The 21,315-nt window shown below is 54.6% G+C and carries 14 protein-coding genes; 12 read left to right on the plus strand and 2 right to left on the minus strand.

The window, feature by feature from the left end:
- The first annotated feature begins 770 nt into the window (after positions 1-770).
- Positions 771-1,217 carry a Fur family transcriptional regulator gene (locus Enr10x_RS01840; protein WP_145103471.1) on the plus strand — a complete coding sequence of 149 codons (447 nt, stop codon included), beginning with the start codon at positions 771-773 and terminating at the stop codon, positions 1,215-1,217.
- Positions 1,218-1,223: 6 nt separating this feature from the next.
- Here Enr10x_RS01840 and Enr10x_RS01845 read toward each other — a convergent pair whose 3' ends face one another.
- Positions 1,224-2,360: a ZIP family metal transporter gene (locus Enr10x_RS01845; protein WP_145447974.1), complete on the minus strand. Its 1,137-nt coding sequence runs from the start codon at positions 2,358-2,360 to the stop codon at positions 1,224-1,226.
- A gap of 539 nt (positions 2,361-2,899) precedes the next feature.
- On the opposite strand from Enr10x_RS01845, the gene Enr10x_RS01850 reads away from it, so the two are divergent.
- From Enr10x_RS01850 to Enr10x_RS01860, 3 genes are all read left to right on the plus strand, one after another.
- Positions 2,900-4,495 (plus strand): OprO/OprP family phosphate-selective porin, encoded by a 1,596-nt coding sequence (locus Enr10x_RS01850; RefSeq protein ID WP_197997450.1) that lies wholly within the window; start codon positions 2,900-2,902, stop codon positions 4,493-4,495.
- Between the two features lie 63 nt (positions 4,496-4,558).
- Entirely contained in the window at positions 4,559-5,023 is a 465-nt protein-coding gene (locus Enr10x_RS01855; protein ID WP_145103481.1) for a hypothetical protein, read from the plus strand.
- Positions 5,024-5,261: 238 nt separating this feature from the next.
- Positions 5,262-6,728 (plus strand): type I 3-dehydroquinate dehydratase, encoded by a 1,467-nt coding sequence (locus tag Enr10x_RS01860; RefSeq protein WP_145447976.1) that lies wholly within the window; start codon positions 5,262-5,264, stop codon positions 6,726-6,728.
- Between the two features lie 222 nt (positions 6,729-6,950).
- Here the strand turns inward: Enr10x_RS01860 and Enr10x_RS01865 are convergent, their stop codons facing one another.
- On the minus strand, positions 6,951-9,140 hold the full coding sequence (locus Enr10x_RS01865) for a heavy metal translocating P-type ATPase (RefSeq protein WP_197997451.1): 2,190 nt from the start codon (positions 9,138-9,140) through the stop codon (positions 6,951-6,953).
- Positions 9,141-9,331: 191 nt separating this feature from the next.
- Here Enr10x_RS01865 and Enr10x_RS01870 point away from each other — a divergent pair, with 191 nt between their 5' ends.
- From Enr10x_RS01870 to Enr10x_RS01905, 8 genes are all read left to right on the plus strand, one after another.
- Positions 9,332-10,429, plus strand: a complete 1,098-nt coding sequence (locus tag Enr10x_RS01870; protein ID WP_145447977.1) for a M24 family metallopeptidase — start codon at positions 9,332-9,334, stop codon at positions 10,427-10,429.
- A 391-nt stretch (positions 10,430-10,820) separates the two neighbouring features.
- Positions 10,821-11,318, plus strand: coding sequence for an acetyl-CoA carboxylase biotin carboxyl carrier protein (gene accB / locus Enr10x_RS01875; RefSeq protein ID WP_145447978.1), 498 nt, complete (start codon positions 10,821-10,823; stop codon positions 11,316-11,318).
- Between the two features lie 75 nt (positions 11,319-11,393).
- The gene (gene accC, locus Enr10x_RS01880; RefSeq protein ID WP_145447979.1) at positions 11,394-12,731 is read left to right on the plus strand and encodes an acetyl-CoA carboxylase biotin carboxylase subunit; all 1,338 of its coding nucleotides are present in this window, start codon (positions 11,394-11,396) and stop codon (positions 12,729-12,731) included.
- Positions 12,732-12,946: 215 nt separating this feature from the next.
- On the plus strand, positions 12,947-13,981 hold the full coding sequence (locus Enr10x_RS01885; protein WP_145103496.1) for a 6-phosphofructokinase: 1,035 nt from the start codon (positions 12,947-12,949) through the stop codon (positions 13,979-13,981).
- Positions 13,982-14,261: 280 nt separating this feature from the next.
- Positions 14,262-15,872 carry a DUF1080 domain-containing protein gene (locus tag Enr10x_RS01890; RefSeq protein WP_145447980.1) on the plus strand — a complete coding sequence of 537 codons (1,611 nt, stop codon included), beginning with the start codon at positions 14,262-14,264 and terminating at the stop codon, positions 15,870-15,872.
- A gap of 68 nt (positions 15,873-15,940) precedes the next feature.
- A complete protein-coding gene (locus Enr10x_RS01895) occupies positions 15,941-19,009 on the plus strand; it encodes a PVC-type heme-binding CxxCH protein (RefSeq protein ID WP_145447981.1) in 3,069 nt (1,022 codons plus the stop codon).
- A gap of 386 nt (positions 19,010-19,395) precedes the next feature.
- On the plus strand, positions 19,396-20,211 hold the full coding sequence (locus tag Enr10x_RS01900) for a fatty acid desaturase family protein (protein ID WP_145447982.1): 816 nt from the start codon (positions 19,396-19,398) through the stop codon (positions 20,209-20,211).
- A 24-nt stretch (positions 20,212-20,235) separates the two neighbouring features.
- A complete protein-coding gene (locus Enr10x_RS01905) occupies positions 20,236-21,276 on the plus strand; it encodes an MBL fold metallo-hydrolase (RefSeq protein WP_145447983.1) in 1,041 nt (346 codons plus the stop codon).
- Positions 21,277-21,315 lie beyond the last annotated feature (39 nt).

Genomic DNA, 21,315 nt, shown 5'->3' on the forward strand with positions numbered 1-21,315 from the left:
CCTTTCGGCAATCCCGGATTGCATCCGGGACCACCCGGGGATGATGAAGGAATTAATGTGTAGACCCTGATGATTCAAGCACTGTCGGACAAGCCGACAGTGGCACTCGGTGGTTTTATTTGTCGGGTTTTTTTCTGGGTTATTGAGAGTTGATCATGGAATTGTTCTCTGTTTTGAGATGCTGGTTTAAGTTCTGTTGGGCAAGCCACCAATGGCACACGCCCGCGTCTAGTGATGATCTGCATTTTGCTCAACGGCGTGTGGGGGTCAAGACAAAAATTTGTCCCATTGTGGCCAGATTTTGTCCTGTTCTGTCCCGGATTTTGTCACGGTTTGTCCTGGTTTTTGTCCTGGTTTTTGTCCTGGTTTTTGTCCTGGTTTTTGTCCCGATGTGGCCCGTTCCGAAGGGGGGAACCTGGCGAACCGGTTCGGGACAGACAGGTGAAGTCTCAGTGAAAATCGACTTCGATTCAGGTGCTGCTGCGTCACAAGTGTGTCGTGTTCCAGTGCACGCTCACTCGCCTCGCGCGCGAGCCAGATGGGGAACCAGCATACGATTCGGGAAGTGTGGATCAAGGGCAGTTTATTCAGTTAAGAAGGGGGAAATGAGCACCTGTTTCCCGGACAGGTGCCGTGGGGAAGCATAAATAATTTCCGCGATCTCGTAATTCTCGTATATAATGGCTAAGATAATCCCTTCGAACTGAGAACATCTTCTTTTTATGTATTACTGATATATATTGGCACAGTGGAGTGCCTGGATCTGATTTATGAAGCATCTGTCCCAAGCGGAAGAAATTGAGGAAATTCGCCAACTGGTGCGGAAGAGCGGCCTGCGGAGTACGGCGGCCCGGATAACCGTGATCCAGTTTTTGCGGAAGGCTAAATCTCCGCTGACGCACGCCGAGATTGCAGAAGAACTGACCCCGATGGGGTTTGATAAAGCGACCGTGTATCGCAACCTGATCGATCTGGCGGATGCAGGACTGGTGAAACGGACCGAGTTGGGTGATCATGCCTGGCGGTTTGAATTACGCAATCCGGATGAGCCGGAAGATGCCGAGCATCCTCACTTTGTCTGTACGGAATGCGGCAGTGTTTCCTGCCTGCATGACGTCGAGTTCAAGACCCCCAAAAACAAGCAGTGGGCAGCAGTCGGTAAGGTCACCGAGATCCTGTTAAAGGGGATCTGCAGTGAGTGTGAAGAGGAAGAGTGAGCGCTGTTAGTGATCGTGCGAATGTGAGTGACCAGCGTCTGATTCCTCAGATTGTGAGCCGTGTTGATGCACGTGTTCGGGTTCAATAAAGCCGATACCGTAAGCCAGGGCGATGCCGAGCAGGAGCACGAACGAGAGGCGGAAGCGGTTGTGCGAATGGAATTCCATTTCGGGTAGCAGGTCGCCCAGCGAGATACAGATAAAGACGCCTGCCGCAAAGGCGAGGGCACAGCCGATGATGATGTGCTGGTTGTCGGAAAACTGCTGCACGCCGAGGAAGAAGAGCAGGGCGCCCAGCGGGCACATCAAAGCGAAGCCGATGTTGACGGCATTTCTCCAGCCAACAGACCAGCCACCTGCTGCCATGAGCGACGTGATCGAAACGGCATCTAACGGTTTGTGTAGTGCGATGGCGAGAAAAGTTCCCAGGCCGAACAAAGAGAGAAAGACTTCGTGGTGCTGTTCGGCTATGATACTGGCGCCGAGTGCGAGGCCGTCGATCAGGGTGTGCAGGGCCAGACCCAGGGCAATGCCGACCCAGCTCAGGTGATGCGAATGGGCGTGTGAGTGCGAGTGGACCGGCGCGTGAGCGTGATGCTGTTCGCAGTCATGATCGTGGTCGTGATCATGGTCATGCGTGTGTCCTTCTTCATCGAGTTCCACGGTGCCGTGCTGGTGAAAGTGGAATGTGCGGAGCAGAAAGAAGAGGGTCACGATGCCGGTCATCATCCACCAGACGGCGCGGTCCATGGAACCCATTTCGGCGACTGCGTGCGGGAGGAGGTGAAAGACGCCGATACCCAGCATGAGGCCGCCTACAAAACTGATGAGAGTTTCCATGCGCGTATGGGTCAGGCGGACCAGCGAGGGGAGCCAGCCCCCGAGTAAGGAGGCAAAGATAATGAGTGCACAGTAAATTCCGAGCAGGGTGTAAGACCAGCTGGAGTTTTTCTGCGGCGCCGATTCGGTTTCCGGTGCAACTTGTGCTACTGCGGATTTTTCCGGATGCGGATGTGTGTGCTCGGCAGCCTGCATGGGGCGGGAGATGAACAATCCGGGTGCTGCCAGGAAGGTCACCAGCGGAATCGTGAGCAGCAAAAAGGTCAGGCGCACGTCATTTTTGAAGTGGGAAAGCGGTTTCATTCAATCAGAACAGTCAGCAGAAAAGAAGAACTGGAAGCGGAAGCCGGCGGGCTGGAATCCTGTATCGGCGTTGCTGTATTGTAATAGCAAATTAATTGCGATTGAATTTAACTTTTATGATGTTTCAAGACAAGAGCCCGTTGGTTGTAGATTGGAGAAGTTTCTGAACTTCTGCATCTCTGGTGGGGGAGGGAATTCCCCTGGCATCTCAGAAGTAGAGCGTAGAAGAAATTTGACTCTGTTAAAGGTTGTTTAGTAAGTAAATGGCCGCAATCTGGACGATAAGTTCAGTGTTAGGGCGGATTTAGGATGTTAAACTTTTCCGGTTAGGCGTTCTGTCAGGAGGGGGGCCCGGGTGCGTGTGAATGTTAAGGTTCTTCATCATTTCTTAATATATCCTTTAAAAAAGATCCGCCGATAAGCCCCTACAGGATCAGGCTATTTCTACAGACTGGTGTAGATACTGATTAGTAAGTAATAACCCGCCTGGGTAATCACCCGCCTGGTAAGGACGCCGGGCCATGACATCAGGGATGAAGATGCGCACATTCATTAAAGTAGCAGGGTTCCTGCTTCTGGTAGGGACGCTGTTTCGTTCAACCAGTGTGCTGGCAGAGGATGCCAGAATCGATTCTGACCAACTGGATCGACTGCTCAATCGTTTAGAAGCAGCAGAAAAGCGAATCCAGGAACTGGAACAGAATAAGGAGCAGACGCCCCCTCCGGCTCCGGTTTCACAGTCGAGTCCGCAGACGACTCCGCCTCCCCGATTGAACAATGCCGCTGGTGTTCTGGACGATTCCGAGCAGCTGTTGATCAACAACTTCTATGATGAAGCGGGTGACAATGCTCTGGAGAAACGACTGTCGACCCTGGAAGAGGACTGGAAAAAGTTCGCTGACTCCGAACAGGTGAAGAAAGCAGAGGACGCCGCCAAGCCGGTGACGGCGACGATCTTCGGTCGTATTCACCTGGATGGCTGGAACTTTTCCAACAGCACCCCCGGTATCGCTTCCTTCAATGATCCTACTGATCCGACCGATCCCCAGAACCGGTATGGGTTCCGTCGAATTCGTATTGGTGTCAAAGGTAAGATCAAAGACAACATGCTCTACAAATTTGAGTATGACTTCGCTGATCCAGCTGACCCGGCGTTCAAAGACGTTTACATCGGCTGGAATGATCTGCCGGTCTTTCAGACGCTGTTGATTGGTAACCAGAAGCGTCCGCTGGGTATGGACCACCTTAACAGTAGTCGATACAACTGGTTCATGGAACGTCCGCTGGTGATCGAAGCCTTTAACCAGGACGCACGTCGTCTGGGGATTTGTGCCTACGGGGTTTCGGAAGATGAAACCTGGAACTGGCGTTACGGTATCTTCAACCTGGAAGACATTTCCAAGGATGGCCATTACATTGGCGATGCGGGGCAGTATTCGATCAACGGTCGTTTTGCCGGGACTCCCTGGTATGATGAAACTTCAGGCGGTCGTGGATACCTGCACCTGGCAATCTCCGACATGTGGGCGAAACCGGATGGAAACCCCAGTGCCAATGCGACTAATAAAAACGAAGCCCGTTTCCGGACCCGTCCTGAAGCCCGTACCAGCAGCCGCTGGATCGACACCGGAGCGATTGCGGGAGCCACCTGGTTCAACACACTGGGTTTCGAAGCGATGTTGAACGTCGGATCTTTCGGGGTCGTCAGCGAATACCAGGTAACTCATGTGGGCCGTGGTTCCTCAGGGTCGGACCTGACTTTTCAAGGTGCCTATGTCGAAGCCGGTTACTTCCTGACCGGAGAATATCAGCCGATCGACCGCAAGTCCGGAACGATTGGTCGTGTCAAACCGCTGGAGAACTTCTTCCTGGTGCGTACCTGTGACGACGAAATCGGCGGTGGCTGGGGTGCCTGGCAGGTGGTCGCCCGTTATTCCTACCTGGACCTGTCTAACGGGAATATCACCGGTGGTAATGAGACCAACTTCACCTTTGGTATGAACTGGTGGTGGAACTCTCACTCACGTGTGCAGTTCAACTACATCCATGCTCAGATTGATGACCGTGGTCCAATCAACGGATACACCGGCGGTCGATCCGACATCTTCGGTGCCCGGTTTATGGTGGACTTCTAAGCCCGGTTGAATTTCAGCGACTATCAATATTTTGCAAATTAAAAATCTCAGGAAGAGAGAATTATGAAATATTTAGCAATCGTCCTGCTGGCTGTCACAGTCAGTCTCGGTGGAAGCACGCCAGGCTCAGCCGAGTCAGGAGCTCCCTGTTGTGACAAGGCGAACGGTGCCTGTGGGAACTGCAACAGCTGTAACAGTTGTTCGCATGGCTGTAAAACCTGTCGTCTGTATATCGAGACACTCAAGGTCAAAAAGCACTGCTACTTTTTCGAATGCAAAGATGTCTGCATTCCCCCCGTTCGTTTCCCCTGGCAGAAATGCTGTGATCTGAAATGCGGGAAGGTCAAGACCGTACGTGTGCTGAAAAAGCATGAGTGGAAGTGCGATAAATGTGGTTACAAGTGGACCGTCGAGGATCTCTGCGGCAGCTGTAACAGCGGTGCCTGCGAAAGCATGCCACCCGCTCCTGCGAAGTCAGCCCAGGCACAGCCGCCACTGGCACCGGCCACTTCAGTCAGAAAAAGGTAGACTGACTGTGTGAACAGGTTCCACTTTTGTGCGGAGGCCTGTTGACGATGAAACCGACTAATACGCCTCCTCGAACTCAGTGCGCGGGGAGGCGTTTGTCTATTGCAGAGCCGGCTTAGCAGAAAATGATTCAGAACGATCATTCATACTTTCAATCAGAATCAGATCTGGCATAATTAATGAGCTTCTTTTGGATTCCGCTCTGTCGTTCGTCCCCTCCTGAAATTTGAGTGGCAGCATGATCTGTATTTCTGTAACTCCCGAATCGCGTAATTTTGCCAAGGTCGATATCCTGAACGCAGCCGCGCAGTGCGACCTGGTGGAACTCTGCCTGGACCGGCTGATTAAAACCCCCGATATCGGGGACCTGATCTCAGGTTTCGAAGTGCCGATTCTGGTTTCCTGTCGGCACCCGGATGAAGGCGGACAATTTAAAGGTACCGAAGCCGAACGGATTCAACTGCTGAAGCAGGCGATCATCGCCGAGCCGGAGTATATTGAGCTGGATCTGGAAACAGCGAAGCAGATTCCCCGCTTCGGAAAAACGAAACGGGTCATTACCTATACCAGTCTGAAAAAACCGCTGTCGCAGGTCGATGATATTTTCGACGAGATGGAAGAAGCCCGCGCGGATGTCATCAAATTCACCTGGCCGACTCCCACGCTGCAGACCGCGTGGCCTCTGCTGGCGGCCATCAGTCAGAAACGGGAGATCCCCGTGGTCGGACTGGGGCTCGGAGCGGCTGGCATCACGTTTTCCCTGCTGGGAACGAAATACGGGTCTCCCTGGATTTATGCCGCTTTGGAAAAGGGGATGGAAGCGTTTGACGGTCAGCCGACGGTCGCGGAGCTCAACGAAGTATTTCACTGTCAGCGGATTTCGGCCAAGACCCGCTTCATCGGTGTGGCGGGGCTGGGTGTCACCGAGCGGCGGACGATCGAAGTCTTCAACAAGGCATCGGAAACACTGGGGCTGGATTACGTCTGCCTGCCGCTGGTGATCAACGATTTCAAGCAGGTGCACAAAATGCTGGGGATTCTCAAAATCCGTTCGCTGGTGGTCAGTCCGCGGATGGGGGAATTCATCCTGCCGCTGGCCGAGCATCTGGAAGAGTCGTCTCAAAAGACCGGCTATGGAGATCTGCAGCTGAATCAGGCCGATGGCTGGCACGCTTACGATACGGTCCGCCGGAGCGCGATCAAGAGCCTGGAGACGACCCTGGGTGAGAACCATTCTGGTGATGCCTCGATCTTCCAGCGTAAGAATATTCTGGTGCTGGGACAGAGCGGACTGACGAAAGCCATTGTTTACAGCCTGACGCAGCACGGGGCCGTGGTCAGTGTGACCTCGCCCAACGATCGCGCCGCGCAGGGCATCGCCAAGGCGTTTGATGTGCGGTATGTGCCGTTTGCGAATCTGTATGACACGTTGACCGACATCGTGATTCAGACCGATCCCGAGTTGCAGCTGGGGCCGGGGAAGTTGAATTTCAATCCATCCTATCTCCGGGAATCGATGACTGTGATGGACATCAGCCAGCTGCCGGAAGAGACAGCACTGATCCGCGAGGCAGAAAACCGGGGTTGTGCGCTAGTGTCTGTGGATGAAGTTTACCGCGGGCAGTTGAACCAGATTTTCAAAGCGATCACCAGCCAGGAGATTCCGGATGAGATCTTCGCCAGTCGCAGCGAGTATACGCGTTAACGATGCAGGCCAGGTAGCGTTTCTTAATTCGGATGGTCGCTACCAAAGTCGTTTCAACCGGGGCTAATGCCCTGCGGCTAATTTTGCTTTTCTGCTGTTGAAGTCTAGAAAACAAGTCTAACTGCATACCCTCGGCCACGGTGAATACTTACATAGCTCACGCTGTCGACTTCATGATCACGCAGAAAACGATTAAATAAACCCTACCAGGCGTTTAAACAGTCAGGCTTTTGTCCGTAGAGGGACCTGCAGCAGACGCAGGCCGTTAAAGATCACGAGCAGGGAAGCTCCCATGTCGGCGGCAATCGCGGCCCAGAGGGACGCGTGGTTCAGAGCCATCAGGATCACGAACAGGACCTTGATACTCAAAGCGAAGATAATGTTCTGACGGATGATATTGAGCGTGTGCCGTGAATGGTGGATCAGCCAGGGGATTTTGGTCAGGTCGTCGGTCATCAAAGCGATGTCCGCGGATTCAATGGCGACATCGCTGCCCGCGGCTCCCATGGCGATGCCCAGACTGGATCGGCTCATGGCGGGGGCATCGTTGACGCCATCGCCGACCATGGCGACATGTTCGTATTCAGCGACCAGCGATTCGATCACCCGGAGCTTGTCTTCGGGGAGCAGTTCTGCGTGAACCTGATCCATGCCGACTTCCCGGGCAACGGTCTGCGCGGTGCCCTGATTGTCGCCGGTCAGCATGACCAGCTGTTCGATGCCGGCTGAGTGCAGATCGCGAATGACGTCCGCCGAGGTTTCGCGAACCCGATCGGCCAGAGCGATGAATCCGCAGACGTGAGTGTCGTTGCCGATGACGACGACGGTCTGTCCATTCCGGGAGAGTTCCTCCAGTTGCTGATGGACTTCGCTTGTTTCCTCTTTGCGTTCTTCCAGGTAGCGGTGGGAGCCGAGCCAGAATTCCCGGCCGTTGAGTTTGGCGGTCGCCCCTTTCCCCTGGATGATCTGGTAGTCCTCCGCGGGCTGAAACGCGACCTGTCGCTCTGCGGCTGCATCCAGGATGGCCAGCGCGAGGGGATGATTGCTGTGCGCTTCCAGGGCGGCGGCGCGCTCGAGCAGTTCCGCTTCGGTATGGCCGTTGAGGGGGACGATTTTCGTTACGACTGGCTTCCCCTGTGTGAGGGTTCCGGTTTTGTCCAGCGCCAGAGCGCGGAGTCGGGACGGGGTTTCGATAAACTCGCCCCCCTTGATGAGCACGCCGTTGCGGGCCGCGGCAGCCAGGGCTGCGACGATACTGACGGGGGTTGAAATCACCAGGGCACAGGGACAGGCGATAACGAGCAGGACCAGTGCACGGTACATGGCGTTGTGCCAGCTGACCTGCAGGAGCAGAGGGAGGCAGAGCAGGACCAGCAGCGCGAGCACCATCACGATGGGGGTGTAGACTCGGGCGAATTTCTCGACCCAGAGTTCCGAGGGAGAGCGTCGCGACTGGGCTTCGCCTACCATGCGGATGATCTGTGCGAGAATGGTGTCCTCAGCAGGTTTGGAACATTCCGCCTCCAGCAGGCCGTCGCCGTTAATGGTGCCGGCATAGATTTCATCGTCCGCCTGTTTGCTGACGGGCACCGATTCGCCGGTAATGGGCGCCTGGTTGACGTCGCTGGTGCCTTTGATGACGGCACCATCCAGGGGGATCTTTTCGCCGGGGCGAATGAGGAAAACGGTGCCTGGAGAGACGGACTCCGCAGCGACGGTGATTTCGTTTCCGTCCTCATCGCGGACGCGGGCGATGGGGGTGGAGAGGTCCATCAGGGCCGCGACGGCTCTGCGAGCGCGACCCACGCTCCAGGCTTCCAGGAGTTGCGAGAAGGAAAACAGGAAGGCGACCGCGGCTGCTTCGAACCACTCATCGATGAACAGCGCTCCCAGCACTGCGACGCACATCAGCAGGTTCATGTCGGGACGCAGGCGTTTCAAGGCAAACCAGGCTTTGGGCAAAACGAACCAGATGCCGGTCAGCATGGCGGCCAGATACTGGAGGCGGACTGCGAAAGGCATCGACCCGCCCACGGTTTCTTCTGCGCCCAGGGCAGCGGCAAAGCTGCCCGCAAGGAAGATGTGGGTGAGAAATGCCGAACCCAGCATGGCGCCGCTCACGCTGGTCAGCAGGGTTCTGCCGTGACGCTTCCAGAAAGTCGTGGAGCCTGCTTTTTTGTCAGCATCCCAGGGCTCTGCCCGCATGCCGGTCTGGCCGACGGCTGCGATGATCGCTTCGCGGGTCACCGGTTCGGCATTGACGGTGACGGTCATCCTGCGGTTGAGGATATCAAAGAACAGGTGATCTTCGCCGCCTACCAGGGGAGAAAGTTCCCGCTTGAGGATCGTGACTTCTTCGGCGCAATCCATATCCTGTATTTTGAAGACGAACTCGTTTGATTCCTGATTCATGCAGTCGGGCACTCAGAAGTAGGGAAGTTGGCGGATCAGCGTCTGTTGTTTCAATCATAGCACTTCAGGAATGCAAACAAAAACTTCGGTTATTTTTCTTCGCAAAATTCCGCAAACGGGATAAGATCCAGCTCAGATAAACAGGAATCACGGAAACCCGACTTTAACCGCGGCTGAATGGAAGGACGACGATGAGCAAGGACTACCTGGGCGCCAGGCGTAAAAAACTGATTTCTCAGATCAAACGGATGGGGGCGGAAGCATTTCTGGTCACCAGTGAAACGAATGTGACGTATTTAACGGGTTTCAGTGGGGATTCCAGTTACCTGCTGATCGGCAAAGACCAGACGATTTTGATCAGTGATGGTCGTTATACCACGCAACTGGCGGAAGAATGTCCGGGACTGGATGTTCATATCCGTAAACCGACCGAGTCGATGATCGTCGCACTGGAGCAGGTGCTGAAAAAAACGCATCTGACCAAAGTGGGGCTGGAAAGCCATGTCGTGACCTGTGATCTGCTGGAAGCGTTGAGCGGCATTACGCCAGCCGTCCAGTGGAATCCGGTATCCGGAATCGTGGAAGAATTGCGAATGGTGAAAGATGCTTCCGAGATCGAGGAGATCCGTGCGGCGGTCGAGCAGGCACAGCGGGGATATGAAGTCTTTCGTGCGATGCTGACGGATGAGATGACCGAACTGCAGGGGGCACATGAACTGGAACACGCGATGAGGCGGTTCGGTGCGCGTCAGGCTGCCTTCGATCCGATCGTGGCTGTGGGCGAGCGATCTGCTTTGCCGCATGCGATTCCGACGGAGAAGCTGATGGGCGAATCCCCGTTCCTGCTGGTGGACTGGGGAGCGATGACACAGAAAGGCTACCGGAGCGATCTGACGCGGATGATCATTCATGATCGTCCGCCGGCCAAATTGAAAAAAGTTTACAATACCGTGCTGCAGGCACAACTGGCGGCAATCAAAGCGATTCGTCCGGGAGTCCTTTGCCAGGACGTGGATCGGGTAGCCCGGGCCGTGATTGAAAAAGCCGGTTTCGGGAAACATTTCACACACAGCCTGGGGCATGGGATCGGCCTGGATATCCACGAAGGACCGCGTCTGGGGGGGAATGTGGAGACGGAACTGAAGCCGGGGATGATCGTGACGGTGGAACCGGGCATTTATCTGCCGGGCTGGGGAGGTGTCCGTATTGAAGATGATATTCTGGTCACCCGCAGCGGGCATGAGGTGTTGACCAGCGTTCCCAAGGATTATGAATCGGCGCTGTCCTGATTCTGCGAGAAGACTATGTCTATGTACATGTGGCTGATGGGCCAGCGTGCTATTTTCGATCAACAACGGAAGTTCTCTGATCGTAAGAAGTAAGAAAAACTGACGTAAGTCTCTTATTTAAAAGGGTTATGCAGGTTGAAGCTCTGCGTGATTTTATTGGAGAAACTTCCCGGTTGCGCTTGGTTTTCTCGGGGGTTTTGGCTTAGAATCTCTCACAACACAAGTCAGACAGGGTAGATAGTGCGCGCCATCAGTGAATGCGATCCCTTTCCCGGCATCAAATTGATTCTTTAAGAAACCGGAACGTATCGCTGACGGCAGTGAGCGTTGAATGCCCTCATTACAGCAGGCAAAGCACGTGCAGCTTGAGAATATGAAATAAGGTAGGTCAATGGCAAAGAACGAGGTGCCGAAAGGCGAGCCTTTCGATTTGGAAAAACTTCAGACACTGTTTGAAATGATGGAAAAGCACGGGTTGACGGAAGTCAATCTGAAGCGTGGTGATGAAACCTGGAAACTCCGTCGTGGTCCGCAGGAAACGATTTCGATGGTGCCCGCAGCGCACGCCGTTCCTCAAGCGGTTCCGCAACCTGTTGCTCAGGCTCCCGTTGCCCCGGCCCCTCAGGAAGCAGCCCCCGCTGCTGATCTGGGCCCTGTCATCAAAAGTCCGACTGTGGGAACATTTTACGCGTCTCCCAGTCCGGAAGATCCTCCCTTTGTCAGTGTGGGATCCAAGGTTGGCGCTGATACGATTGTCTGTATTGTTGAGGCCATGAAGGTCTTCAATCAGATTCCAGCCGAGATCAATGGTACCATCAGCGAGATTCTGGTGAGTGATGGTGAAGCGGTCGAATTCGGCCAGCCCCTGTTCAGAATCACTCAGGGCTGAGGCCTGTCGTCGTAGCATGGTCGCCGGTCGCGATCGGAATATCAGATGTAGGATCCTTTTACCAAGTCAAAACATATGTTTCAGAGAATACTGGTTGCCAACCGAGGAGAAATCGCACTGCGAGTCATTCGTGCCTGTCGTGAAATGGGCATTGAGACCGTAGCGGTTTTCAGTGAGGCAGATCGTGGTGCTCACTATCTCTCATTAGCTGACGAAGCCTACTGTATTGGTCCCGCTGCTGCGACGGACAGTTACCTGATGATCAATCGCATCATCAGTGCTGCGGAGATCGGCAACGTGCAGGCGATTCATCCTGGCTACGGATTTCTGGCGGAGAACGCACACTTCGCTGAAGTCTGCCGCAGTTGCAATATCGAATTCATCGGTCCTCCCCATGAAGCGATGGCCCAACTGGGCGACAAAGTTTCGGCCCGTGAAATCGCCAAAGCAGCGAACGTGAATGTTTCACCGGGAACCGAGGGACTGGTCACAGACGAAGCCGAAGCGCTGCGAGTAGCCCAGGAAATCGGTTATCCCGTGCTGATCAAAGCGACTGCCGGTGGTGGCGGTAAGGGGATGCGGGTCGCGCGGAATGACATCTCGCTGAAAGCGGGTCTGAAAGCAGCGGCTGCGGAAGCGGAAGCGGCTTTCAAAAATGCGGGCGTGTACATTGAGAAATACATCGAAAATCCACGTCATATCGAAGTGCAGATCATGGCGGATAACCACGGGAACGTGCTCCACCTCTGGGAACGGGACTGCAGTCTGCAGCGTCGTCACCAGAAGCTGGTTGAAGAGAGCCCGGCTCCGAATTTGCCGCAGTCGGTTCGCGAAGACATCTGTAAAGCCGCCTGCCGCCTGATTGAACAGGCCGGTTATACGAATGCCGGTACCGTCGAGTTCCTGGTGGGACCGGATAATCAGTTCTACTTTATCGAGGTGAATGCCCGAATTCAGGTAGAGCATCCCGTCAGTGAAGAGGTGACCGGGCTGGATCTGATTAAACAGCAGATCCGGGTTGCTGCCGGGGAAAAGCTGGAGCTGAAACAGAAGAACGTTCCCTGCAATGGCTCTGCGATTGAACTGCGAATCAATGCCGAAGATCCTGATAATGATTTTCGGGGATCACCGGGCAAGATCACGAAGCTGCGTGTTCCTGCAGGTCCGGGGGTCCGGTTTGACTCGCATATATATGAGGGCTACACCGTCGGTCCTTATTACGATTCCCTGATTGGCAAGCTGATCGTGCATCGGCCGACACGCGAGGAGTCCCTGGCGTGCATGCGGCGTTGTCTGGATGAGTTCGTCATCGAAGGGATTAAAACGACAATTCCTCTGGCGAAGAAAATCTTCAATCACTCGGCCTTTATCGAAGGTAAAGTCGATACCACGTTCATCGAACGAACCTGGTAAGCGCCGGCCGATTCAAGATCATGATCACGGATGGTTCTGTATTGTAACAGGCTCGCGGAGACTGCGTTCGCAGTCCTGCAGAGAGTCCCCTGATGTCGGAACGGATCTGGAGATTAGACCGAAGTTCGCTCATCTCAAGTTGTGGTATGGTACATTTTTGAGCCTCAGTCTCTGACCGGAGGCCTTACTTTTACGAACAGATAACAGGAAAAATAATGAGAGTTGGTATTTTAACTGGTGGTGGTGACTGTCCTGGTTTGAACCCTGTGATCCGTGGTGCCGTCCGCGTGATCTGCAATGCTGGTGGCGAAGTCTACGGTCTGCTGGAAGGCTGGCGGGGTGCCATCGAAGGCAACTACATCGAACTGGATTCGGAAAACACAGACGACATCATTTTCAAGGGGGGAACGATCCTCGGTTCTTCCCGTACGAACCCCTACAAGAATGAAGCGGAAGATGTTCCTAAGGTGCGCGAAACCTTTGAGCGTCTGGGACTCGACTGCCTGATCGCCATCGGTGGTGATGATACCCTCGGTGTCGCAAACAAGCTGTGGAACGATTACAAGCTGCCCGTGATCGGTTGCCCCAAGACCATCGACAACGACCTGAGCTCCACCGACGTGACTTTCGGTTTTGATACCTCGATCAACATCGTGATGGAAGCCGTTGACCGTCTGCGGACGACTGCGGAATCGCACCGCCGGATCATGGTTGTAGAAACCATGGGACGTCACGCCGGCTGGATCGCGCTGTTCTCCGGGCTGGCCACTGCCGCCGATTACACTCTGGTCCCCGAAGTGCCCATCGAAATGGACCGCATGGTCGAAGTTCTGAAACGACGTCGTGCCAACGGCAAGAAGTACGGGATCGTGATCGTCAGCGAAGGAGCTCAGTTCAACGAAGACGAAGGCGTTGTCACCCAGGATGGTGAAATCGACGACTTCGGTCACGTGAAACTGGGCGGCATTGGTGAAACCGTTGCCAAGATGATCGAAGACCGGACCGGTTTTGAAACCCGTCACGTGACTCTCGGTCACCTGCAGCGCGGTGGTTCACCCAGTGCAGCAGACCGCGTGCTGGGAACCCGTTGCGGCGTACACGCCGGCTGGCTGGCACTGAAGCATCACTTCGGTTACATGGTGGCGCTGCGGGGGACTTCGATTGTTCCCGTTGCTCTGGCAGACGCCGTCGGCGAGATGCGTGCCCTGGAGAAGAACTTCCTGGAAGAAGCAGAAGTCTTTCTGCAGTAGTCGACCGGACTGCCCGATTGAGACAGAGACCAGGCGCTGGCAACAGCGCCTTTTTTTATGCGCTGATGTTCAGACGCTGATGTGGCCGGCTGGAAATCAGGCAGAGACCGAATTACTTAACAATCTTATCTATTGGGGTTTCCGGGCTTTCACGCTAGCTTCGCATCCCCCTGCCTGTTTAAGATAGGGTATTAGATTCATACCAGCTGATTCAGCTTCGCCTGCCAAACTCAAATTCCACGGCACTCAACGATTACGTAATATCTTCCCGGAGGGACTCATGACGTCACAGCGCTTGTTTCGTATTCACACCTCGTTCTTTCTATCTCTGCTCTGCCTGGTGCTGGTTGCACCACAGGTGCTCCAGGCCGGCGATAAAGGTTTCAAGCCGATCTTCGATGGTAAAACCCTGAAGAACTGGGATGGCGATCCCCGTTTCTGGTCTGTCAAAGATGGGGCGATTACGGGAAAAACGACCAAAGAAAACCCGACTAAAGGGAATACATTCATCATCTGGCGCGGGGGAGAGCCCGGCGATTTCGAACTGAAACTGCAGTACAAAATCATCGGTCATAACTCGGGAATTCAGTATCGCAGCTTCCCCATCAAAGGAGCGGACAAGTGGCGGATTGGCGGTTATCAGGCCGACATGGAAGCCGGCGATAAGTACTCGGGAATTCTCTACGGCGAACGCTTCCGTGGGATTCTGGCGCTGCGGGGCCAGAAGACCGTGATTGGAAAAAATCACAAGCCCAAAGTCGTCGGTTCTGTCGGCGATACGGACGAAATTCAGAAGCACATCAAAAAAGAAGACTGGAACGACTACCATATCATTGCCCGCGGTAATCATTTCATTCATAAGATCAACGGCATTACCACGGTCGACGTGACCGACGACGATGTGGAGATGCGACGGGATAAAGGGCTGATCGCGCTCCAGCTGCACGCTGGTCCGCCGATGGAAGTTCAGTTCCGCGATATCGAACTCAAAGAATTCCCCAAAGCAGAGAAAACCTCTTCGACTACCGGCGGTAAAAAAAAAGTCGTCCTGATCGCCGGTAAAAAAAGTCACGGCTACGGGGCACATGAGCATCGCGCTGGTTGCATCCTGCTGGCAGAGGCATTGAACAACAGCGGTCTGGGGATCGAAGCGACTGTGGTTACAGAAGGCTGGCCCCAAGACGATTCGATTCTGCAGGACGCCGACTCGATTGTGATCTACTGCGATGGCGGCGGACGCCACCCCTACAACCAGCATCTGGACGAGCTCGACAAGCTGGCCAAAAAGGGCGTGGGCATGGTCAACATCCACTATGGAGTAGAAGTTCCCAAGGGGGAATCCGGCGATGCCTTCCTGCGGTGGATTGGCGGCTACTTCGAAGAATGGTGGTCGGTCAATCCGCACTGGACCGCAGACTACAAACGTCTCCCCGAGCATCCGATTGCCAACGGCGTCAAACCGTTTACGATCAACGACGAATGGTATTACCACATGCGGTTCCAGCCGGACATGAAAAACGTGCAGCCGATCCTGACAGCAGTTCCGCCCAAAGAAACACTGAAACGCCCTGATGGCGCACACAGCGGCAACCCGGATGTGCGGAAAACCATTGGTCAGCCTCAGCACATGGCCTGGGCGTATGAGCGTCCGGACGGCGGTCGCGGTTTCGGATTTACCGGCGGTCACTTTCACTGGAACTGGGGTAACGACGATTTTCGCAAGCTGGTGCTGAATGCGATCGCCTGGACGGCCAAAGTTGATGTCCCCTCCAATGGCGTGCCTTCCGCTCCGGTGACCCTGGAGCAGCTGGAAGCCAACCAGGATTATCCTCAGCCGGACAACTTCAACCCGGCCCGCATCAAGGCAATGCTCTCTCAGTGGAATCAATAGACGCGATTTCTCTGAAATTGAATTTAGATTCGAGACAGCTACTGAATTTACATAAGGAAACTGACTCCATGAACTACCGTTGGCTCGCCATCATTCCCGCCCTGTTTTTATCTGCTGTAGTGAATATCGCCCCGCTTTCTGCTCAGTCAGAGCACGATGCCAAACAGGCGGTCCCCAACCTGACCGTGGCGCCGGGCCTGAAGGCAACGCTGTTTACGTCCGAACCGCGTATCAGCAGCCCGTCCAGTATGGACGTCGATGCCCAGGGGCGGGTCTGGATCTGTGAGGTCGTCAACTATCGCGCCGGGTTACGCAACATTCCGACCCGCCAGGAAGGGGACCGGATTGTCATTCTGGAAGATACGAACGGCGACGGCAAAGCCGACGAGTCGAAAGTGTTCTACCAGGGAAATGACATTAACGGTTGTCAGGGGATCTGTGTACTGGGGAACAAGGTGATTGTGGCTGCCTCGCCCAATGTCTTTCTCTTTACTGACGAAGACAACGACGGTAAGGCTGATAAAAAAGAGGTGCTGTTCAAAGTCGCGGGTGGCGAACATGACCATTCGGCACACACTTCTGTTTTCGGGCCGGACGGTCTGCTCTACTGGAACTTCGGAAACGCCGGAAAGCAGGTGTTCGACGCGGACGGGAAACCGATCCTGGAACGCGATGGACGCCCCGTGCTGGATAACGGCAAACCCTATTGGGGCGGGATGGTCTTCCGCTGCAACCTGGACGGCAGCGATTTCGAAGTGCTCGCTCACAATTTCCGTAATAATTACGAAGTCACCGTCGACTCTTTCGGCACGATGTGGCAGTCGGACAACGATGATGACGGTAACCGGGGTGTCCGCATTAACTATGTCATGGAATTCGGAAACTATGGTTATCTCGATCAGCTGACCGGAGCACGCTGGAAAACACCGCGGACGGGGATGCATGAAGAAATACCCCTGCGTCACTGGCATCTGCGTGATCCGGGAGTCGTGCCTAACCTGCTGCAGACTGGCGCCGGTTCTCCGACGGGGATCTGTATTTATGAAGGTTCTCTGCTGCCCGAGAAATATCGGAATGAAATCATTCACTCGGATGCAGGCCCGAATGTGGTGCGTGCTTATCCGGTGAAGAAAGAGGGGGCTGGCTATGAGGCGGAGATTGCCAATATTCTCACGAGTGAAAAGGACAAGTGGTTCCGTCCCTCTGATGTCTGTGTGGCCCCCGATGGTTCGCTGTTTGTGGCGGACTGGTACGATCCGGGAGTGGGGGGACACCGGATTGGCGACCAGGAACGCGGCCGGATCTTCCGGATTGCCCCGCCGGATGCGAAATATCAGTTTCAGAAACTGGACCTGAGCACGGTTGAGGGCGCGATCGCCGGGATCAAAAGCCCGAACCTCGCGACCCGCTATCTGGCCTGGAATAAGCTGCATGAGCTGCAGGAACAGGCACTGCCGCAACTCGAAGAACTCTATCAGTCTGACAACCAGAGGTTCCGCGCTCGCGCCCTCTGGCTGTTGGCTGGCATCAAGGGCAAAACGAAAGACTATGTCTCGCTGGCTGTCAAAGATGAGAATCCCGATATTCGCATCACCGGTTTACGGGCGGCCCGGCGTTACAAGCTGGATGTGATCCCCGTTGTGAAGCAGTTGGTTAAAGATTCTTCACCTCAGGTACGCCGTGAATGTGCGATTGCCCTGCATCACAGCAAATCGCCCCAGGCACCGGAACTCTGGGTGAGTTTAGTCGATCAGTACGACGGCAAAGATCGCTGGTATCTGGAAGCCCTCGGGATCGGCATGGATGAGCAGGAGCAGAAATTCATGTCCGCCTGGCTCAAGCAGGCGGGAGACAACTGGAATACGCCCGTGGGTCGCGATCTGCTCTGGCGGTCAAAAATTCCGCTGGCGATTCCCTACCTGGTGAAAATCATTGAAGACCCGCAGACGAAACAGGCTGCACTGCCCCGCTATTTCCGGGCGCTGGATTTCATCTCCGGTAAAGAAAAGAACGAGGCGGTTGCCGAGCTGGCCCTGTTCAAGGAAGGGGACAATAAAAAACGGGAGACCTATATCATTGCCGAAGCTTTGTCGCGGATGTCGGCGAATGTCGTTACCAGTGATGAAAAGTACCAGCAGGCTTTGAACCAGGTGATCAACAGCAGCCGGGGAACTCCGGAATTCATCAAGCTGGTCCAGAAATTTAAAGCGAAGGACTACTATCCTGAACTGGTGGAGCTGGGCAGTCACTCCGGTAAATCGCAGACAGCCGTCGATGCGATTGGTGCGGCTCTGTCGCTCAAGCAGAACGGACTGATTCGCAAGGCCCTGGCCAGTAAAGGCGACAATGAAAAGGAACAGAATCAGAAGCTGGACCTGATCTGGGCGCTGGGGAGTGCTTCTCATAATGGGGCCAATAAGATTCTGTTAGCGATCATTCAGGATCAGCAGGAACCGCTGGTGGATCGTCGCGAAGCAGTCCGGGCGATTACCAAATCCCGTCCTGGTGCGCACGCGTTTCTGGACCTGGCCGAGAAGGGTAAGATCGCTCCACAGCTGGAACAGACGGCTGCGGCCGCGATGTCTTCCACAATCATGAAGGACGTCAAAGAGCGGGCTGCCAAACTGTTCCCGGCACCACCGACGAAAAACAATAAACCTCTGCCGCCGATCAATGTTCTGGCCGGTATGAAAGGGGATGTGGTCGATGGTCGGGTGATGTTCAACACGAAGGGGACCTGTGCCAAATGCCATGTCGTCAACGGCATGGGGAAAGAGGTGGGCCCGAACCTGTCGGAGATTGGCAAGAAACTGAGCCGGGAAGCGCTGTTCGAATCGATTCTCTACCCCAGCGCAGGCATCAGCCATAACTTCGAAGCGTATACTGTGGTTCTGGTATCCGGCAATGTTGTGAACGGGTTGCTCGTGAACAAGACCGACGATGCGATCACGCTGAAGGATGCCGAGGCGATCTCCCGCACGTTTAAAATGGATGATGTCGAAGAGGTGATTCAGCAGAAGATCTCACTGATGCCCGCTGATCTGCAGAAGGTGCTGACACAGGAAGAGCTGATCAACATCGTCGAGTACCTGACGACGCTCAAGCAGGCCAAGCCCATCAAAAAAGCCAGCCGGTAAGATTGGCAGGTTCACATTTTTCTGAAGCGAAGCTGCCCGGCTAAGGGACGTCCCTCAGCCGGGCTCTTAGGTTGTGTTTCTTAATTCGGATGGTCTATACCAAAATCGTTTCAACCAGGGCTAACACCCTGCGGCTAATTTGGTTTTTCTGTTGTTGAAGTCCTGAAAACAAGAGTAACAGCATACCCTCGGCCACGGTGTATACTTACAGAGCGAACACTGTCGACTTCATGATCACGTAGAAAACTGTTAAATAAACACTACCTGGCAATGGTCGTCTGCGCTCCTGTCGTACCGGTTAATTTCCCGTTCCCTGATTTCATTTGACCTGATCTCTGCTAAGATAGCTGATGTGACTTTTTTGTCTTACTCGGCTGGTATCCGCAATGAATCAGAACATCGTTTCCCAATCGCTTCCCCGGATTTCGGAGCTCGGGGCCGACCTGCTGCAACTGACACGCTGTCAGCGGACCCGGACTCTGGCATCACCGTTTCTGGCCTGTGCCGCCTATTGGATCTTTGCCTGGCAGGGATACTGGATCTTCGCTGTGCTGTCGCTGATGGTGATGAGCTTCCTGACCTATGGGTCGGTTTCGCATGATCTGGTTCATCAGAATCTGGGCTTGAAGCGGAAGACGAATGATCTGTTTCTGGCGGTGATCGAAGCGATCTCACTGCGCAGCGGACACGCGTATCAGGCGGTGCATTTGCATCACCATGCGCGGTTTCCGCACGATGATGATCTCGAAGCAGGGGCTTCCCGGATGTCGCTGGTGGGAGCTGTGCTCGAAGGGTTCGTCTTTCAGTTCCGCATCTATTTCTGGGCATTACGGCATCCACGGCACCGATTGAACTGGATCATCGCGGAAGGAGTTGCCGTGATCACGCTGATTCTGGTTGCATTCATACTGATTCCGTTTACGATTCTGCCCCTCGTTTATGTCTGCCTGATGATCGCCGGGAGCTGGATCATCCCGCTGATCACCGCTTATGTGCCCCATGATCCTGCAGGGGAAGATCCAGCCCACCAGACGCGGCTGTTCCGCGGGACCCTGTTTCGACTGATCGCCTTTGACCATTTGTATCACCTGGAACATCACCTGTATCCCAATGTGCCTCATCAGAACTGGCATCGGTTGGCGCGGCGGCTGGATCCCTGGTTTGAGCAGATCGGCCTGAAATCGATCCGTTCCTGGTTCTGAAACTTTAATCTCCGGGAGAACAACATGATCAGCAGGTGGCTGCGGTTTCTGTTATGGCAGCCTTATGCATTGCTCTGCCGTCGTTTTCCCCTGTGGCCGTTTCAGGTCAAAATTACCCGGCCGGTGGAATACGTTACCTGCATCCAGATCGACAATCTGCTGACGCGCCTGTTGAGTCGGTTCAGCGGAGGCTATGACTATGCGGTCTGTTACCTGGTCGACGAGACGCTGCTGATCGACACCGGCTTTCCCTGGGCCCGCCGGAGTCTGAAAAAGACACTGCAGGAACTGGGCGTGGTTGAATCCATCACCACGGTTGTGAACACGCATTATCACGAAGATCATACGGGCAACAACGATTTGCTGGTGGAACTGTGCGGTGCAGAGGTCCTGGCGCATGCGGATGCGGTTCCCGAAATCCGGTTCCCGGTCGAGTTGCGCTGGTATCGCAGTTTTTTGTTTGGTCCGTCTGAAATTGCAGACGCCCACCCGATCGGAGATTCAATCAAAACGGAACACATGCGGTTCGAGGTCATCGAAACCCCCGGACATTGCCCGGGGCATCTCTGCCTGTTTGAACCGGAGCGAAAAATCCTGTTCAGCGGCGACCTTTATATTGCAGCGGACCTGGACAGCCAGCTGGGAGACGCGGATGGGCCGAAGTGGATTGCCAGTCTGGAGCAGGTCATCCAGCTCAAGCCGGAATGGTTATTCGATGCGCACGGGACGGTGCTGGAAGGGGCTGAGGCCGTCGAACAGCATCTGCGGCGGAAGCTCGAATTTCTGCAGACGATTCGCGCTCGCGTCTACCAGTTCGCGACGCACGCGCAGAGCATTGAAGCGTTGACCCGGAAAGTCTTTGACCGTCAAAGCCTGGTGGATTTTCTGTCTTTCGGGGAAGGCTGGCTGTCGCTGATTACCGGATCTGATTTCTCGCGCAGTAATATTGTGAAATCGTTTCTGCGTGAGAAATTTCATACCGAAACGCCGGAAACGCTGAGCACCGAACTGGAAAAAGAAGCTGGCGAGGCTGCTGTTTCAGCGGCTGAGGCTCAACAACCTTGAGGGAAATGTTTAAGATGAATGTGCTTGTGAAGAGCGCGC

Origin of the sequence: Gimesia panareensis, assembly GCF_007748155.1 — a bacterium.
Lineage (GTDB): Bacteria > Planctomycetota > Planctomycetia > Planctomycetales > Planctomycetaceae > Gimesia > Gimesia panareensis.

Coding starts and splice junctions, on each gene's coding strand:
- accB (WP_145447978.1), top strand. CDS start 10,821: ATGGCAAAGAACGAGGTGCCGAAAGGCGAGCCTTTCGATTTGGAAAAA.
- Enr10x_RS01840 (WP_145103471.1), top strand. CDS start 771: ATGAAGCATCTGTCCCAAGCGGAAGAAATTGAGGAAATTCGCCAACTG.
- Enr10x_RS01865 (WP_197997451.1), bottom strand. CDS start 9,140: ATGAATCAGGAATCAAACGAGTTCGTCTTCAAAATACAGGATATGGAT.
- Enr10x_RS01860 (WP_145447976.1), top strand. CDS start 5,262: ATGATCTGTATTTCTGTAACTCCCGAATCGCGTAATTTTGCCAAGGTC.
- Enr10x_RS01870 (WP_145447977.1), top strand. CDS start 9,332: ATGAGCAAGGACTACCTGGGCGCCAGGCGTAAAAAACTGATTTCTCAG.
- Enr10x_RS01890 (WP_145447980.1), top strand. CDS start 14,262: ATGACGTCACAGCGCTTGTTTCGTATTCACACCTCGTTCTTTCTATCT.
- Enr10x_RS01855 (WP_145103481.1), top strand. CDS start 4,559: ATGAAATATTTAGCAATCGTCCTGCTGGCTGTCACAGTCAGTCTCGGT.
- Enr10x_RS01845 (WP_145447974.1), bottom strand. CDS start 2,360: ATGAAACCGCTTTCCCACTTCAAAAATGACGTGCGCCTGACCTTTTTG.
- Enr10x_RS01850 (WP_197997450.1), top strand. CDS start 2,900: ATGCGCACATTCATTAAAGTAGCAGGGTTCCTGCTTCTGGTAGGGACG.
- accC (WP_145447979.1), top strand. CDS start 11,394: ATGTTTCAGAGAATACTGGTTGCCAACCGAGGAGAAATCGCACTGCGA.
- Enr10x_RS01905 (WP_145447983.1), top strand. CDS start 20,236: ATGATCAGCAGGTGGCTGCGGTTTCTGTTATGGCAGCCTTATGCATTG.
- Enr10x_RS01895 (WP_145447981.1), top strand. CDS start 15,941: ATGAACTACCGTTGGCTCGCCATCATTCCCGCCCTGTTTTTATCTGCT.
- Enr10x_RS01900 (WP_145447982.1), top strand. CDS start 19,396: ATGAATCAGAACATCGTTTCCCAATCGCTTCCCCGGATTTCGGAGCTC.
- Enr10x_RS01885 (WP_145103496.1), top strand. CDS start 12,947: ATGAGAGTTGGTATTTTAACTGGTGGTGGTGACTGTCCTGGTTTGAAC.